Below are 16581 nucleotides of genomic sequence, written 5' to 3'. Positions count from 1 at the left end.
AGATAATCACAAGTATATAGGATTTTATGCCAAAATGAATGATAAATTTTATTGATTAGGTCAACTTCGATTTACATATAAAGGAAGGCGTAAAGGGTTATCGAATACAATAAGGATGAAACCCAACCAAATCAAGGAGTTGATTTCTGTTGCCAGTGTATAATGCTGCTTGCGATGTACAAAATCCTCAAAAGGGTCACCGACTAGCCGATATTCCTGCGCACGATCCGTTCGTTTTAGCTGATAGCCGTACCGGCGTTTATTACTTATATACGGGAGGCTCACCACGGCTGCATGGGATGGAAGGCTATGGGGTCATCACCTACAAAAGCACGAATTTGTCCGAGTGGGAAGGACCCTATATCGTCTTTACGGTACCCGAAGGTGCCTGGGCCCATCCGCAGCATGGCGCTTGGGCACCTGAAGTTCATGCGTATCAGGGACGTTTTTATCTTTTTGTCACGTTACATAACAATGAAAGACGACTGGAAGGCGATCCTGTGAATGGGTACGCCAAGCATTGGAGAGGGACCGTCATCGCTGTCAGCGACTCGCCGGAAGGACCGTTCACGTTGTTGAACAATGATTCACACGTGTTACCGGAAAAGATGATGACTTTGGACGGAACACTATATGTAGAAGACGGCGTTCCTTGGATGGTTTATTGTCATGAATGGATTCAGACCATTGACGGTACAATAGAAGCCGTTCGCTTAAAGGATGACTTATCCGGTGCAGTTGGAGAGCCCATTCATCTGTTCAGCGCCTCCGAAGCGCCTTGGCATAACGAGGAGGAACTGCCGGAGGGGAACAAACGCGTCTTTGTCTCGGATGGATGTCAATTGTACCGAACGAAGAACGGACGATTGATCATGCTGTGGTCAAGCTATGAGTCGGGCAGCTATGTGCAGACCATGGCGCGATCTCACACTGATAATCTGGAAGGCCCTTGGGAGCAGCTGCCTCCTTTGGTGAAAGGGGATAGCGGCCATGGTATGCTGTTCCAAACGTTAGCAGGGTCATGGATGTTGATTCTTCATCAACCTTTCAAGATGCCGGATTCGCGCTGCAAGCTGTACGCGATGGAGGATACGGGCGAGAGCTTTGAGGTTGTGGGGGAGCAGCTCTAAATCACTTCCGAAACAACCCATGCATAGCATGGGTTGTAGGAGGCGATATGAATGCCAAAATATCGGATTATCGTCGATTTGTCTGACCGGGATCTGTATTTGCTCGACGGGGATATCGTTGTCAGAGGTTTTCCTGTAGGCATAGGCAAGATGATAACGAAGACGCCAAAAGGCGAATTTACGATTATTAATAAACAAGCCAACCCTGGGGGTCCGTATGGAGCTTTCTGGATGGGCTTATCCAAACCCCACTATGGCATTCACGGAACGAACGATCCTTCTACGATCGGAAGAGAAATCAGTCATGGGTGTATACGCATGTACAATGAAGATGTCCTGCGGCTGGCGGATCTAGTTCCCATTGGTACACGGGTTACGATTCGGCCGTAACAACAAAAAATGTCCCATAGCCTACTGGCTATGGGACATTTTAATATTAATAAGCTAATGCAAAAAGGCCATGAATATGTGATAAGTAGCGAACGTTACTCGCTTCTTTCATTAGTGTCGCTGGTAATCCTTTAAGCTGCGTATTTTTTCCACCGATCGTACCGATGCCGTCTTTACGACCAAGACTGCCAAGTGTTCCGGAGAATACAGGGATGAATTTGTCCATGACGCCGCCTTTTAATTGTACAGACAAGTTGTACCCAACCGTTTCACCCATTTGCCAAGCAAGCTGAGCTGTAGGAGGGTAAGGACGTTCGCTGCCTTCTGGGAAGACAACAGCGCAATCGCCTGCAAGGAAGATATCGTCATGCGAGGTGGATTGCAAAGTGGATGTTACCGTTGCACGACCGCGATCTTCTGCAATGCCACAGCTGCCAACAACCTGGTTGCCTTTAACGCCGCCTGTCCAGATAATCGTGCTCGCTTCAATCGTTTGTCCACTTTTCAGCGACACGGTGTTTTTCGTAGCTTCTGTAATCGCAACACCAGTTAAGAAAGTAACGCCACGTTTCTCAAGGCTTGTTACTGCACGCTCAATCAGTACGGGTGGGAATACTGGCAGAATAGCAGGTCCAGCTTCAACACAGTAGATCGAAACATCGTTGAAATCGATGCCTTTGCTGCGGCAAACTTCTGGAAGTTTGTCAGCAAATTCACCTACAAGCTCAACGCCTGTTAGGCCGCCGCCGCCAACAACAATCGTTGCATCAGCTTTATTGCCAAATGCTTTATAAGCATCCAAACGAGCTTCAACTTGCGCACGAATGCGGTTAGCATCCTCAGCTGATTTCAGAATCATGCTGTTCGCTTCCAAACCTGGAATACCAAAGTAGTTTGTTTCGCTACCCATCGCAACAACAAGTGCATCATATGTATGTACAGCACCGCTGCTAGTAAGAACTTGTTTCTCATTCGGCTTAATTTCTTTAATGGTGTCGACAATCACATTAACATCTTTGTCGCCTAGTAGTTTTTGAAGTGGAAGTGCGACAGCTTGCTCTTTAATCGTGCCGCCAGCTAGTCGGTGCAATTCCGTAATAATTTGGTGCGTGGAAAATTTGTTGATGATCGTAATTTTAGCTTCTGCAGATGTCAAATGTTTACGGGCTGTTAGTGCAGTCAAGAGACCGCCATAACCTCCGCCAAGAATAAGTATTTGTTTAGCCATCGTTATCATCCCTTGTCCGGATTAATTTTTTCTTTCAGCAAGTACGTTTAAGAATGCTTGAGCAAAACGAAGCGTTTTTTGCACTTCAGGGTCTTTTAACATTTTCAGCATACCAAAAAGTCCAATCGTCGTATTAACGTCAGCTTGTGAACGTTCGCCAGCTTCAATAGCCGCTGATGCGATGTTTTTAGCTTTCTCTTGAACCGGTTTAACGAACTCGCCAATACCTTGAGCAAAATCGTTGATAAGCACTTTGTCAGTCGCTACATTTTGAGCGAAATCGTAAGCTTTGGTTAGCATAGTAACCATCTCAGCTAATTTCGGGAGATTATCTACCAGAAGCGTCAGCGATTGTTGCACCTCAGGCTTCAGTAATTGGTCAAGTACGTCTAATGATTTGGGTTCAGCAGCAAGTGTAGCTGGTACTTCTTGAACGATTGTTGACTGTGACATTTGACAAATCCTCCTTATGCATAAAAAAATACGTGTTTCCTTATTCTACACCTTTTAGGAATACTTTTTTAATTGTAAATATTTCAAATTCATGAACATCTTCTGAATAAAACACAACAAGACCTAGAATAATCCCTGTCTAACAAGCTTGGAATGATTTTATAATTAAATTGTTAACTGCAATGGTAATTGTTGGATGAAGTTGATTCACATTAAACTTAAGGGAGCAACCAAACATGATAATCGTAAAGTCGAAAAAAATGATTCCATTTGCATTAAGTTGTATGCTTTCATTTTCGTTGCTTCCACTTGCGACACCAGCGTTTGCAGCGACATTGTTAAGTGATAATTTTGAATCGTACAGCAGTTTCCCATCAGGGGGATGGACGAATGCTTCGGGGAACGGATCTTGGAGTATTGCATCGGATGGAAGTAAGGTTGCGACCCAGACTTCATCAACATCAAATACGTATATTATGACCAATGGGACGTCATCTTGGACGAATTATACGTATTCTGCAAAAGTAAAAGTGGGTTCTACAAGTGTGCGAAATGGGATTGTAGCCCGCTATACAAATGGTAATAACTATTATTCCCTAATTTTATATAATGGAAATTTACTTTTGAACAAAAAAGTAAGCGGTTCCACGTCGACGATACAGCAAGTTCCTTTCACGGTGAATACTTCGACTTTTTATAATTTGCAGCTGGATGTGAATGGGACGTCGGTTAAGGGCTATGTGAACGGCGTATTATTGGTACAAGGAACAGATAGCTCTCTAACGAATGGTGTACCTGGGTTTTATGCGAATGGGATTGCAGAGTATGACGACGTGTCGGTAACGGACAGTGCGGTAAGTGATACGCAAGCTCCAACTGTGCCAACGGGTCTATCTGCAACGGCAGCGTCCAGCTCCCAAATTAACTTAAGTTGGACAGCCTCTACGGATAACGTAGGTGTGACAGGCTACGATATTTATCGCGCCGGTTCACTTGTAGGATCATCCGCTACGACTTCTTACAGTGATTCAGGTTTAAGTGCATCAACCGCATATTCGTATACGATTATAGCGAAGGACGCAGCTGGGAATACTTCTGCAGCCAGCAGTTCAGCTTCTGCAACAACGCAAGCTAGCGGAGGCGGAACTGTGGTGAATGTCTCTACATCAGCCCAGTTGACATCGGCTATTAGCAGCGCGACTGCAGGTACGACCATTGTTCTTGCTAACGGTACGTATACGAATGGCGGGAATTTTAGCATCAACGGGAAAAATGGAACGGCCTCAAATCCGATTACGATTAAAGCTGCGAATACGGGACAAGCGATTATTTCGGGTGGGGCTTATTTTGTCGTCACAAGCTCCTCGTATGTCACGATTGAAGGCTTGAAATTTACGAACACAGGCAATACGGCAGTAAAATTAGATCAAAGCAATAACGTCCGTGTAACTCGAAATACGTTTGCACTAACGGAAAATGGGAATTCCCTCAAGTGGGTGTACATCGGCGGAGCGAATAGTCATCACAATCGCATCGATCATAATGAATTTGGTCCTAAGCATGATTTAGGTAACTTTATTACCGTTGATGGTTCTTCGACTCAAATATCGCAATATGATACCATCGAGTACAACTACTTCCACGATATCGGTCCTCGTGCAACGAATGAGATGGAAGCGATTCGATTAGGTGTAAGCACATTATCCATGTCCAATGCGTATGCGACGATTCAGTACAACCTTTTTGAAAACTGTGATGGCGATCCTGAATATATTTCTGTAAAAAGCGGTAATAACACCGTTCGCTACAATACGTTCCGCAATTCGCAAGGTGTGCTTTCATCTCGACACGGGCATGCGCAGAGCTTCTACGGGAACTTCTTCCTAGGGGATGGCGTGAAATCGGGCATCGGTGGCATCCGGTTATATGCTAATGATCATAAAGTAATTAATAATTATTTTGAAAACTTGACCGGCAGTGGTTATTCGGATGCGATTAACGTGGATGGCGGGGATTTCGATGGTGGCACGAACGGAACTACCTACACGAGCTCAGATTTAAGCAAACACTGGAGAGTGTATCGTGCCCAAATTGTGAATAACACGATCGTAAATAGTACAACAGGTATCGTCATTGGCGGCAACTACACGCAAGCTCCAGTGGACAGCACCATTGCTAACAATATCGTGAAAAATACGGCTGGCACCCTTTATAATCAGGTAAAAACAAGTAATACCTCGTTCCAAGGAAACATAGGCTATGGGTCAACGTTAAGCAATGTAGCTCGAACAACGGCTGAAATCAATAATGTGGATCCACTGTTAACGACATCAGGCGGATTACAAAAGCTGTCTAGTTCAAGTCCAGCAATTAACGCTTCGACAGGTTCCTTTACGTTTGTAACAACGGACATGGACGGCCAAAGCCGCTCAGGAACGAACGATGTTGGCGCAGATGAATATGCAACAAGCTCTGTCGTCAATGTACCGCTGATAACTGCCAATGTTGGACCGCTTGCGCCATAAGTAAAAAATTAGGGGACACAATACGTGATGAGCGTAGGGTGTCTCTTTTTTTGTGGTAAAGGACTTAACTAACTTACAGCGAATACAATATTTGTAAAACAATACGTGTAATGAGGATGGATAAAATGATATTTTTTGTGATGTTTTTTGTATTGGCCGTAGTTGGCGTAATTGTATCACTCGCTACAGGTGGAGGATCCCGTGGTGGGCAGAGCGGCTCGGATTCGAATTTCAACCACAACACGCATAACTTCACTCATGTACCGATGGATCATCATAATTCGAATGGCACATCATCAGACTACGTAAGTGATAATAGCGGCGACAATAGTAATAGCGGGAATACGGACAGTGGAAGCAGCTGGAGTTCGGATAGTAGCAGCAGCGGTGGATTTGATAGTGGCGGCAGTGGCAGTGGCAGTGATAGCGGAACAAGTAGTAGTAGTTAGAGAATAGGTCACCACCAAAGGCTCCACATCCTATCGGATCGTGGAGCCTTTTTTCGCGTCCCATCAAGCTTTCCATGTGATGTTGCTCATAAGATTTTCCATCTTTCTAAAGATAATCAATCTGCCTTTTCCTAATAAAATCCATGTTTATGTGAAGTGATGGTTTTTTTGTCACAGGAGATTAAGTAGGCTAAAGTTACCAGTCAAATGGAAAGAAGGAATGATCACCTCATGAAACCGAGTATACCAATGGGAATTAACGAAAATGGTAAAATTAAGAAAATCGCGTACAAATTGAGCAGAAGCAAACAGCTCTATCTGATGCTGCTGCTTCCGATCATCTATTTTATTATTTTCAAGTATATTCCGATGTTTGGGATCCAAATTGCCTTCAAGAAATTTATGGCGGTAAAAGGGATCTGGGATAGTCCATGGGTGGGCTTCAGAAACTTTGAGAAACTGTTCGATTCGTATCAATTTAAACGCATTGTCTTGAATACGATCGGTCTTAGCTTCTATCAGCTTATTGTTGCATTCCCATTCCCAATCCTTCTGGCACTGGGTATTCATAGCACGAATAACAAGACATATAAGAAAATCGTGCAAATGACGACGTATGCGCCGCATTTTATTTCTACGGTAGTCATTGTAGGAATTGCTCTCCAGTTTCTGAGCTTGAGACTAGGGATTATCAATCAAATCATCGCTTTCTTCGGGGGGCCGCAGGTTGACTTTCTGGGAGAAGCTGCCTACTTCAAATCGATCTATGTAGGGACCGAGATTTGGCAAAACGCTGGATGGGGAACCATCATCTACTTAGCCGTTCTCGCTGGCGTTCATCCAGAAAGATATGAAGCAGCACTCATGGATGGCGCGACAAAATTCCAAAGATTGATCTATATCGATATCCCTGCGATTATGCCAACTGCGGTTATACTACTCATTCTGCAGACAGGGCATATCATGCAGGTTGGCTTTGAAAGAGTGCTGCTGCTGCAAAATCCACTAAATTTACGCACAGCCGAGGTCCTGCAAACTTACGTGTATAAAGTGGGATTAGCGTCTGCGATGACGGATTATTCGTTTGCAACAGCCATTGGACTGTTTACCGGAGTGGTCAATTTTATTTTTATCATTACGGTGAATCAAATCGCCAAAAAAGCAGGCCAAGTCAGTCTATGGTAATCGACAATCCCATGAGGGAAGGAGATGTGCGGGATCATGTACGCTTTTCAAGAAAGTAGAAAAGATCAAATATTTAATATTATTAATTACCTATGCATTACTTTGTTTTTCTTAGCTGTTTTGTATCCGATACTGTATGTCGTAAGTTCATCTTTCAGTTCTCCGGAAGCTGTACTCACAGGCAGAGTACGACTATGGCCAGTTGAGCCTAGTATTGCAGGCTACAAAGCGCTATTTGAATATAAACCAATCTGGCGAGGCTACACGAATTCCATCCTCTATACAGTCGTAGGGACTTTCATCAATGTTGTCTTAACGATTTTAGCGGCGTATCCGCTCTCTCGTAAAGACTGCTATGGGCGCGGGGGCATCATGTTGTTCATGGCGTTTACGATGATTTTTAGCGGTGGTCTGATTCCAACCTATCTAGTCGTGAACGGATTGGGGCTAGTTAATACGATGTGGGCTTTAATTATCCCGAGTGCGATCACCGTACTGAACGTCGTCTTAGCTCGAACTTATTTCCAAAGCACGATTTCTGATGAGGTGCTAGAAGCTGCTCAGATGGATGGCTGTAGCGATTTTCAATTTCTCGGGTATGTTGTTCTGCCATTGTCTAAAGCCATCATTGCTGTGATTTCCTTATTTTACGCTGAGGATCATTGGAACTCATTTTTCGATGCGCTGATCTATTTGCGAGACAAGGATAAGTTCCCCTTGCAGATGTTTTTACGCGATATTCTGATCCTCAATTCCGTCGATACATCGATGATTGGCGTGGATTTAGATGAAATGAGCGCCAGGGAAGGAGTGAGAGAACTACTCAAGTATTCCGTCATTATCGTGTCAAGCATTCCCGTTTTGCTGATGTATCCATTTGTTCAGAAATACTTTGTTAAGGGTGTCATGATCGGTTCGATTAAAGGTTAACATGATTAACTATTCGCTCAGGAGGAAAAAACAATGAACAAGACAAAGAAATTGACGTCCATACTAGGTTTGACCCTATCAACAACTTTAGTGATAGCGGGTTGCACAGAGAAGGCAGCTGTCGAACAGCCGACCCAAACACCAGTGAAAGAAGAAAAGGTGACGGCAGCAGGCACTTTCCCTATAACGAAAGAGAAAACGACACTCAAAGTGTTTACACTTAATGATCCGGTCATTGAGAATATCGAAACGAATGAACTGACCAAAGAGTATGAGCAAAAAACGAATATCCATATTGATTGGTCACTGGTCAGCAGCAAGGATATGGAGCAGAAAAGGAATCTATTACTCGCAGCAAACTCGGATTTGCCAGATGTCTTTATGAACACGAAGATCAGTAATGTCCAACAAGTTCAGTATGGTAACCAAGGTGTGCTGCTGGAGTTGAATGGATTAATTGATAAATATGGCTTTCATATTAAAAAACTCCTGGATGCTAATCCGTTGATTAAGCAAATGATCACAACGCCAAATGGGAAAATCTATGCCCTCCCTTCCGTGGAAGAGACATACCATACGACATTAGGGCAAAAGCTCTGGATCAACCAGGATTGGCTGACGAAGCTTGGCCTCAAAATGCCGGAAACGACGGATGAACTCTACACGGTTCTCAAAGCTTTTAAAGAAAAAGATCCAAATGGCAATGGCAAAGCAGATGAAATCCCGTTAACAGGAAGCATCAATGGTTATAACACGAACGTCTATCACTATATTTTATCAGCTTTTGTGTATGATAGAGGCTTTGATGAAAGACCGTTTATTTTGGAAAATGGGAAAGTATCGACTTCCTTTGATAAGGCCGAGTGGAAGGAAGGCTTGAAATTCCTTAATAAGCTTTTTAAAGAAGGCTTATTAGATAAAGGAGCGATTACGCAGGATAATGCGCAGTTAAAGCAATTGGGCAACAATAAAAATGATGTGCTGATCGGTGCTGTTACCGCAGGTGCGATGACCGGATTCATGGCTGCAGGTACCGAGCGGATGAAAAGCTACACGTCTGTTCCACCGTTGAAAGGACCGAAAGGCGTACAGACAACAGGCTACTATCCATTCCAAGTGGACTCCGGTAAGTTCGCAATCTCAAGCGCAAGTAAAAATCCAGAAGCCGCGATTCGCTGGATCGACTGGTTCTACAGCATTGATGGGACACTGAGATCTAACGCTGGTAGACAGGATATTGAATGGAGATTCGGGAAAGACGGAGAGAAAGGAATTGATGGGAATCCCGGTTCGTTCTTCCGAATTCTGAAATTCGGCAACACGCAGAATGTCCACTGGAACAAGAATGCACCAGCCTATTACCCGCAAGCTTTCCGGAGTGCCAATATCGCGGAACCAACCGATCAGGAAACGATTTTATACCAAGAAACGAAGAAGAAATATGAGCCCAATAAACCGAAAGAAGTGCTGCCACCGTTTTTCCTAGAAGAAAAAGTAGCCGAAGAATACAATGGCATTGATTTCTCCATTATGGAATATGTGAAAGAGTCGACGGCTAGATTCGTGGTTGGTGATTTGGACGCGGACAAAGATTGGGATACGTACCTTAAAGAACTCGATAAAATCGGATTGAAAAAATACGTTGACCTGACACAGAAAGCGTACGACAAACAATACAAAAAGTAAGAAACAGATCATCTTCAAAAACGGGGCACGAAAGCTGTGCTCCTTTTTTTCGAATTCCTATAGTTGAGAGGACGGGGATGGAAGCATGCAGACAAAGCGCAAAAATATCTTATTCATCACAACGGATCAGCAGCGTAAAGATACGTTAAGGACATACGGTAATGAGCTTATCCAGACGCCGAATTTAGATCGGTTAGCTCAAGAAGGCGTCCAATTCAATCGCGCTTATTGCGAAAGTCCTGTGTGTACACCTTCACGAATTACGCTGATAACCGGCAAGAAATCGAGTCATCATGGGGCGACACATCACAATAATTCCATGCGCAGCGGTGAAAAAACGATAGGCGATGTGTTGACTGAGCAGGGATACAGGACCCATTTTATAGGCAAGCCGCATTTCAAATCTCAACAGCACAGAGGCTCGGAGGAATCGATCGCTGATTGGCGAGAAGGAAAGTTCGAGTCGTGGAATGGACCTTATGCAGGGTTTGAAACCGTGCAGATTATACTTGGACATAGCAATTCGCTGTATGGCCATTATGGCAAATGGCTTCGCGAGGAGCATGCCGAGCATTATCACTATTTTAAGTCGGAAAATATGCAGAAGTTGGACGTTTCATGTGGTCAAGGCGTGTACAAGAATGATATACCTGAGCATCTATTTTCCTCTAGCTATGTTGGAGATCAAACGTGCAGCTTTTTGGAGTCGATGAAGGATAGTGAGCAGCCATTTTACTGTTTTGCCAGCTTCCCAGATCCGCATTGGCCAGTTATGCCGCCGAAGCCGTTCTTTGAGATGTATGACAATGTGGAAATCCCGGCTGTGACTCCCTATAACGGCGAAGCCGAGAAGGACAATTACCCGCAGCAATTCAAGGCGCTTCGCTATGAGAATCGGAAAGGATATGATGGCGGCGGCCATTACCTGAAGGATCAATCCGATATTGCAACGATCACTCGCGCATATTGGGGGGCCGTCAGTCTTGTTGATAAAAATGTAGGGAAGATGCTCGATAAGCTGGAAGAACTCGGCATGGCGGACAACACCATTATCGTATTTACGTCAGATCATGGGGAGTATATGGGTTCGCATGGCTTGATGGCCAAGGGGGGCTGTCTCTACGAGGAGTTGATTAATATCCCTTTCCTTATTAAAAATCCGACATCATCCCATCGCGGTGTGCAAACGGAAGCCCTGCTTTCCTTTGTTGATGTGGTCCCTACTTTATTGGATGCCGTTGGCATCGAGCAGCATCTTTTGTCAGCAGACGGGGTGTCTCAATGGCCCGTTGTAAATGGCGAGATCGAAAACGCACGTGAACGATTAACACTTCTCCATGCCGGTCGAGATCGTCAGTTGAGCCCTGATCAACACGCTTTGGTCACAGACGAGTGGAAGCTTGTTTATGTGGCTGGTGACCCGAATGGCGAACTCTACAATTTGAAGAACGATCCACAAGAGCTCGATAACTTATATAACAAAAGAGAGTATGGTGTGATCCAAAAGCTGCTCACTCTCGACCTCTTGGATGAGTTGATCCTCCAAATGGATTTGGAACCTATTGCAACGCAGCAAAAGGCAGGGAAATTCGGCGCTCATCATATGTCTTACGAGGTTTGGAAAGAGGAGTTTGATCGGCTAGAGCTCCAGACTGGAAAGGTATGATGAGATGACGAAGCAACCAAATATCTTATTTCTATTTCCCGATTCTCACCGAGGGGATTGGATGCCCTATGCGGATAGTAACCTTCCTTTACGAATGCCGCATATTCGACAATTGATGGAGCAAGGGGTTACGTTTACCCAAGCTGTGACACCATCCCCATTATGCGCGCCTGCTAGAGCCTGTTTGGCCGCTGGTGTTAGGTATGATCAGTGTGAAACACCGAGCAATGAGGCGAATTTCCCATTGGAAAAGAAGACCTTCTACGCCGTACTTAAGGAAGCTGGATACAGGGTTGGCGGCGTTGGGAAATTCGACCTGCATAAACCTACTTATTGGTGGGGGCTTGATGGTTGGATCGATGATTTGGCAACCCTTGGCTTTACCGAAGCCATCGATAATGCCGGCAAAATAGATGCCATTATTTCGGGCAAAGAAGGCCCAAAAGATCCCTATATGGCATATTTGTACAGACGTGATCTGGCCCAGCTGCACATTGCAGACATGAAGGGACGAAAAGGGCATGATACGGCGCCAACTGAGCTTCCTGAAGAAGCCTATTGCGATAACTGGATAACATCGAATGCAGTAAGTATGCTGCAAGCATTTCCAGCCAAACAGCCTTGGTTTCTCATGGTGAATTTTACGGGTCCGCATGGTCCGTGGGATATTACCGCGAGGATGAAAGAGGAATGGCAGGATGTCGCTTTTCCACTTCCACATCATTGGGAAGCAGATTCGGAAAAAAATCCGACCGAGATTAGACAGAATTATGCCGCCATGTTGGCCAATATTGATCGGAATATCGGACTCATCATCGACGAAATCAAGCGTAGGGGAGAATGGGACGATACGATTGTTGTCTATAGCTCAGATCACGGTGAAATGTTAGGGGATCATGGTCGATTTGGGAAATGTGTGCCTCATCGCAGCTCTGTGCACATTCCAATGGTTATCAGCGGTCCTGGTATACAACGAGGGGAGATTTCTACCGCTCTTATTGAGCTGCAGGATTTAGCTGCGACGTTCGTTGACTACGCGGGGACTTCGATGCCTGAAGCTGCTGAATCCATTTCACTGAAGCCTCATCTTGAAGGTAAGCAGACGAAAATACGAGACTACCAAGTCTCGGCACTGGATGCAGATGGTAAGCACAACAAACAGTATTGGTCGATGATTTCAGATGGCACATATAAATTGATTCAAAAAGAAAACCAAATCCCAGAATTATTTAATGTGATTAATGATCCCTGGGAAACGAACAATATCGCGAGTCAGCATGAACATATCGTAAGAGAGCTTCTACACGTATTAAAAAGGTAATTAAAGCAAAGGAGAGATGATCAGGATGCGAGTGCCAGCCTATTTAGAACATTATGCTGAGCTTTACCAGAGCAACCCGCGTGAGGCGAACCTCGCTTGGTTCAAGGAAGCGAAGTATGGATTATTCCTGCATTACGGCCTATATTCCTTATTGGGAACGGATAGCCGTGAAGACGAGAAAATCATGGAATGGGTACAATACAACCGGCAAATCCCAGTTGCTGAATACGCGAAGTTGAAGGAGAAGTTTACGGCAGAGAACTTCGATGCCGATGCCATTGCAGCTTTTGCCAAAGAATGTGGGATGAACTATATCAACCTAACGACACGTCATCATGAGAGCTTCTGTTTGTTTGAGACGCAATGGACCGATTTCAACAGCTTGAATTCGCCAGCGAAGCGTGATTTGGTCAAGGAGTTGGCTGAGGCTTGTGAGAGGCATAAACTGGGTTTCTTCCTGTACTACTCGCATGGGAGAGATTGGAAGCATCCGCATGCACCCAACAATAATCTTTGGGGCAGTGCGGCGAGACCCGCATATAACCCTCCTGAGCCGTCATATAAGTATGGAGATGAGAGTCAGCTGTCTATTTATGTTGCATTCATGAAGGCGCAAATAACAGAATTGCTTATCCAATATCCAACAGCGGCAGGCATTTGGTTAGATGGCATTGGTGTATTGAAAACAGGAGATTTTACGCAGTTCAAATGTGAGGATTTGTATGCACATATCCGCGAAACATCGCTGCATGCATTGATCTCATATAAACAAGGCTTACTGGGAACGGAAGACTTCTTTGCACCCGAGCATCATATCAACAAGCTAGGCGAGCAGGATCAAGAAGGTCGTAAGCTTATTGAAGTCTGCACAACCATGATCAAAAATCCAGTCTCATGGGGGTACAAAGCCGAAGCTGAGCACCTGACAGAGGAGGAAGTGTGGGATAAGCTGCTGGCGGCTCGAGCCAGGAACTATAACTTACTTTTGAACATTGGCGTGTTGCCAGATGGATCTTTGGATCCTCGAGATAGGGATGTGCTTAAGCGAGTTGGCGGCAAGCTGGTTAATGAGCAAATATGATAACGTTTGATCTCGTGGAATTAATCCGACTTGACGCATTGGAATTATATGAATATAATGAGTTCAATGCTATTGTCGGAGGTGTTTCCGTTGAAAAATAAGCTGAAACGAACGTTCTCCAGCTTATTGGTATCCTATCTGGTTATCATGTTCTTCACCGTGTCTATAGGCGCAGTTATGTATGTTGTGGCTTTGCGAGTCGTTGAGAAGGATGCTACGGAATCCAATGTATCTATGCTCAGACAGAGCAGTGAAGTCGTGGATGCACGGTTGAAGGAAGTCGAGAATATCGTGACACAGGTGAGTTTTCATCCGAAAATCGGCTCATTACTAAATGTCACCTCAGTATCAGAGGATACAGATTCCTATAAGGCGATTGATACATGGAAGTATATACAGAATTACAAATTTACCAGTGATTTTATTGCTAATTTCTATGTTCATTTCAATAATTCAGATTTGATCATGTCCCCTAAGGATATGTCGCTCAGAATGCCGATGTACTACCAAGAATCTTTGAAGTACAGCGGGCTTAGCTATGAAGAGTGGAATACGGAGTTTTTGCAGAAATATCATAAAGGTGAGTATTTGCCTGCTCGGGAAATAAAGGTAAACGGAAAAACGAATACCTTTGTAACCTATATTCAGTCAGTTCCTTTAGGATTTAATCATCCGAAGGGAACGATTCTTGTCTTAATCCCTGAAGCCGAAATTCACCGACTCTTGAACCGGCTCAATCTACAGAATGGTGCATGGTCCTATATTTCAGATAGTAATGGTAGGATGATAACTTCGATAGGTGGAAAGAACGAACCTCTTCATGTAGAAAGCTTAGCGTTAACTGGCAAAGAAGGTTTCATCCAGCAACAACTGAACGGGGAGGAGATGCTCGTTAGCTATTATACATCTCCAGAAACCAAGTGGACCTATGTATCTGCGATTCCTACCCGATTTGTGATGAAGAAAGTGGATGATCTGAAGCAATTCAACACGATTATCATTATTATTGGTCTCCTAGTAGGCCTAATCATCGCGATCTTTTTTGCCAATCAAAATAGTAAACCTATTCGTGCATTAATTAAACGATTTGGTGAAAAGCTTGCGGGGACGAGTGAGGGCAATTCGAATGAGTATAGCTTTCTAGAAGGTTCAATTTCAAAGCTGATTGTGAATAATGAAAAGCTGCATTCTGAGATTCAACAGCAGACACCATTGCTACGAGCAGCCTTCGTAGACCGGTTATTGCGTGGAGAATTCAACGACTTGGATGAGATCGAGGCTACGATATCAGATATGGGCTTACACATGCAGGGAAAATACTATCTAGTTGCTGTACTGAGGTTGAAATGGCTGGAGGAAGCTCGCACGAGTGTGGCCCAAGATTCTTTGACGATGAAAAGGGTCGTTATGAAAGAGCTGCTGAGTCAATCGCTGGGACCCTCGGGCTTCATTCATGATATGCGACAGGATCGTATCGCCATTCTGATGAATTTCTCTGAAGGGAATCTGGAGCAGATTGAACAACTCGCGCTGGGAACCATCCGCAGATTAAGTGAGACGGTGAACGAATTTTCCGATATACAAGTCGACTTTGGCGTGGGTAGTATTTATGAAACGCTGCTAGAAGTGTATCGTTCCTTTAATGAAGCGAATAAAGCGCTTGAAATGCTGACGAATAGGAATGAGACATACATCCTTCGTTACGATGATATTCCAAAGGATGACAATGGCTACTATTACCCAATTGAAATCGAACAACGAATGATTAATTTAGTGAAGTCAGGGAATGAGAAAGAGGTTCGGAAGCTTTTTGAGGATATCTATAAGGAAAATGCATTGGACAGACGCATGTCTTCGAATACGATGAAGCTGCTCGTTTTTGATATTTCAGCTACGGGGTACAAATTAATTCATGAGGTTTTTCAGTTAAATGGCAGAGAGGAAGATATCGCCTATCGGGACTTCATTGAACGAGTAAGCTCATTTCAAGTCTTTCAGGACGCATTTGTCTACATAACCGACACGCTCGCAAGCTTATGTCGTTATGTGAATACACAGAAAAAGAGTCGTAATGTGGAACTGAGGGATCGCATTATCGGTTACTTGCATACGAACTATTCGGATGGCAACTTGTGCTTAGCAAATGTGGCGGAGCATTTCAGTATTAGCGAGGTGTATTTGTCCCAATTTTTTAAAGAGCAGGTAGGGGAGAATTTCTCTAGCTATATGGAGCAAATTCGAATGAATCATGCTTGCGAGCTCCTTTTAAAAGAAAGTCTTACGATTGATGATATCGCGAGACAAGTTGGTTATCTCAACACAAATACGTTTTATAAGGCTTTTAAGCGAATGGAAGGTATCAGTCCTGGAACGTTCAGGAAAAATACGGGGCAATTAAGAAGCATATGAGGAATTGGTTGTTAGTTTGGAGCATTGGCTCGAAGCTGTGGCCAATTCCTTTTATTTATTCCTAATCAAATCCAATCACACAAGTAAAATCAACCTGCTTTTTCTTAGTTTAATCCAGAAATCCAGGG

At 44.1% G+C, this 16581-nt stretch carries 13 protein-coding genes; 11 read left to right on the top strand and 2 right to left on the bottom strand.

Annotated elements, in window-relative coordinates; genetic code table 11:
• Nucleotides 1-155: 155 nt before the first annotated feature.
• Together AC58UX_RS15585 and AC58UX_RS15580 are read left to right on the top strand one after the other, a co-directional pair.
• Nucleotides 156-1130, top strand: coding sequence for a glycoside hydrolase family 43 protein (locus AC58UX_RS15585; protein ID WP_497254874.1), 975 nt, complete (start codon nucleotides 156-158; stop codon nucleotides 1128-1130).
• A gap of 51 nt (nucleotides 1131-1181) precedes the next feature.
• Nucleotides 1182-1520: a L,D-transpeptidase gene (locus AC58UX_RS15580; protein WP_497254203.1), complete on the top strand. Its 339-nt coding sequence runs from the start codon at nucleotides 1182-1184 to the stop codon at nucleotides 1518-1520.
• A gap of 46 nt (nucleotides 1521-1566) precedes the next feature.
• Here the strand turns inward: AC58UX_RS15580 and AC58UX_RS15575 are convergent, their stop codons facing one another.
• Nucleotides 1567-2748, bottom strand: coding sequence for an NAD(P)/FAD-dependent oxidoreductase (locus AC58UX_RS15575; protein WP_497254201.1), 1182 nt, complete (start codon nucleotides 2746-2748; stop codon nucleotides 1567-1569).
• A gap of 21 nt (nucleotides 2749-2769) precedes the next feature.
• The gene (locus tag AC58UX_RS15570; RefSeq protein WP_497254199.1) at nucleotides 2770-3201 is read right to left on the bottom strand and encodes a DUF1641 domain-containing protein; all 432 of its coding nucleotides are present in this window, start codon (nucleotides 3199-3201) and stop codon (nucleotides 2770-2772) included.
• 236 nt (nucleotides 3202-3437) lie between these two features.
• On the opposite strand from AC58UX_RS15570, the gene AC58UX_RS15565 reads away from it, so the two are divergent.
• The 9 genes from AC58UX_RS15565 (at nucleotide 3438) to AC58UX_RS15525 (ending at nucleotide 16453) form a co-directional block, all read left to right on the top strand.
• Entirely contained in the window at nucleotides 3438-5726 is a 2289-nt protein-coding gene (locus tag AC58UX_RS15565; RefSeq protein WP_497254197.1) for a chondroitinase-B domain-containing protein, read from the top strand.
• Between the two features lie 125 nt (nucleotides 5727-5851).
• A complete protein-coding gene (locus tag AC58UX_RS15560) occupies nucleotides 5852-6175 on the top strand; it encodes a hypothetical protein (protein WP_497254195.1) in 324 nt (107 codons plus the stop codon).
• Between the two features lie 231 nt (nucleotides 6176-6406).
• A complete protein-coding gene (locus AC58UX_RS15555; RefSeq protein WP_497254193.1) occupies nucleotides 6407-7360 on the top strand; it encodes an ABC transporter permease in 954 nt (317 codons plus the stop codon).
• A gap of 36 nt (nucleotides 7361-7396) precedes the next feature.
• The gene (locus tag AC58UX_RS15550; protein WP_497254191.1) at nucleotides 7397-8290 is read left to right on the top strand and encodes a carbohydrate ABC transporter permease; all 894 of its coding nucleotides are present in this window, start codon (nucleotides 7397-7399) and stop codon (nucleotides 8288-8290) included.
• Nucleotides 8291-8323: 33 nt separating this feature from the next.
• Complete coding sequence (locus tag AC58UX_RS15545) at nucleotides 8324-9976, top strand: extracellular solute-binding protein (protein WP_497254189.1); 1653 nt, start codon at nucleotides 8324-8326, stop codon at nucleotides 9974-9976.
• A gap of 85 nt (nucleotides 9977-10061) precedes the next feature.
• Nucleotides 10062-11642 (top strand): sulfatase family protein, encoded by a 1581-nt coding sequence (locus tag AC58UX_RS15540; protein WP_497254187.1) that lies wholly within the window; start codon nucleotides 10062-10064, stop codon nucleotides 11640-11642.
• 4 nt (nucleotides 11643-11646) lie between these two features.
• Nucleotides 11647-12963, top strand: a complete 1317-nt coding sequence (locus AC58UX_RS15535) for a sulfatase family protein (RefSeq protein WP_497254185.1) — start codon at nucleotides 11647-11649, stop codon at nucleotides 12961-12963.
• A gap of 25 nt (nucleotides 12964-12988) precedes the next feature.
• The gene (locus AC58UX_RS15530) at nucleotides 12989-14044 is read left to right on the top strand and encodes an alpha-L-fucosidase (RefSeq protein WP_497254183.1); all 1056 of its coding nucleotides are present in this window, start codon (nucleotides 12989-12991) and stop codon (nucleotides 14042-14044) included.
• Nucleotides 14045-14101: 57 nt separating this feature from the next.
• Complete coding sequence (locus tag AC58UX_RS15525; protein ID WP_497254181.1) at nucleotides 14102-16453, top strand: helix-turn-helix domain-containing protein; 2352 nt, start codon at nucleotides 14102-14104, stop codon at nucleotides 16451-16453.
• Nucleotides 16454-16581: the final 128 nt, after the last annotated feature.

Source organism: Paenibacillus sp. J22P90 (assembly GCF_059692195.1).
Note: the sequence above shows the minus strand (reverse complement) of the source record. Positions and strands in the feature narration are given on the sequence as shown.

Excerpts from the sequence above, each read along its gene's own strand:
- AC58UX_RS15570 (WP_497254199.1), bottom strand. The coding sequence starts at position 3,201 with ATGTCACAGTCAACAATCGTTCAAGAAGTACCAGCTACACTTGCTGCT.
- AC58UX_RS15575 (WP_497254201.1), bottom strand. The coding sequence starts at position 2,748 with ATGGCTAAACAAATACTTATTCTTGGCGGAGGTTATGGCGGTCTCTTG.
- AC58UX_RS15545 (WP_497254189.1), top strand. The coding sequence starts at position 8,324 with ATGAACAAGACAAAGAAATTGACGTCCATACTAGGTTTGACCCTATCA.
- AC58UX_RS15540 (WP_497254187.1), top strand. The coding sequence starts at position 10,062 with ATGCAGACAAAGCGCAAAAATATCTTATTCATCACAACGGATCAGCAG.
- AC58UX_RS15525 (WP_497254181.1), top strand. The coding sequence starts at position 14,102 with ATGAGTTCAATGCTATTGTCGGAGGTGTTTCCGTTGAAAAATAAGCTG.
- AC58UX_RS15535 (WP_497254185.1), top strand. The coding sequence starts at position 11,647 with ATGACGAAGCAACCAAATATCTTATTTCTATTTCCCGATTCTCACCGA.
- AC58UX_RS15550 (WP_497254191.1), top strand. The coding sequence starts at position 7,397 with ATGTACGCTTTTCAAGAAAGTAGAAAAGATCAAATATTTAATATTATT.
- AC58UX_RS15530 (WP_497254183.1), top strand. The coding sequence starts at position 12,989 with ATGCGAGTGCCAGCCTATTTAGAACATTATGCTGAGCTTTACCAGAGC.
- AC58UX_RS15580 (WP_497254203.1), top strand. The coding sequence starts at position 1,182 with ATGCCAAAATATCGGATTATCGTCGATTTGTCTGACCGGGATCTGTAT.
- AC58UX_RS15555 (WP_497254193.1), top strand. The coding sequence starts at position 6,407 with ATGAAACCGAGTATACCAATGGGAATTAACGAAAATGGTAAAATTAAG.
- AC58UX_RS15565 (WP_497254197.1), top strand. The coding sequence starts at position 3,438 with ATGATAATCGTAAAGTCGAAAAAAATGATTCCATTTGCATTAAGTTGT.
- AC58UX_RS15560 (WP_497254195.1), top strand. The coding sequence starts at position 5,852 with ATGATATTTTTTGTGATGTTTTTTGTATTGGCCGTAGTTGGCGTAATT.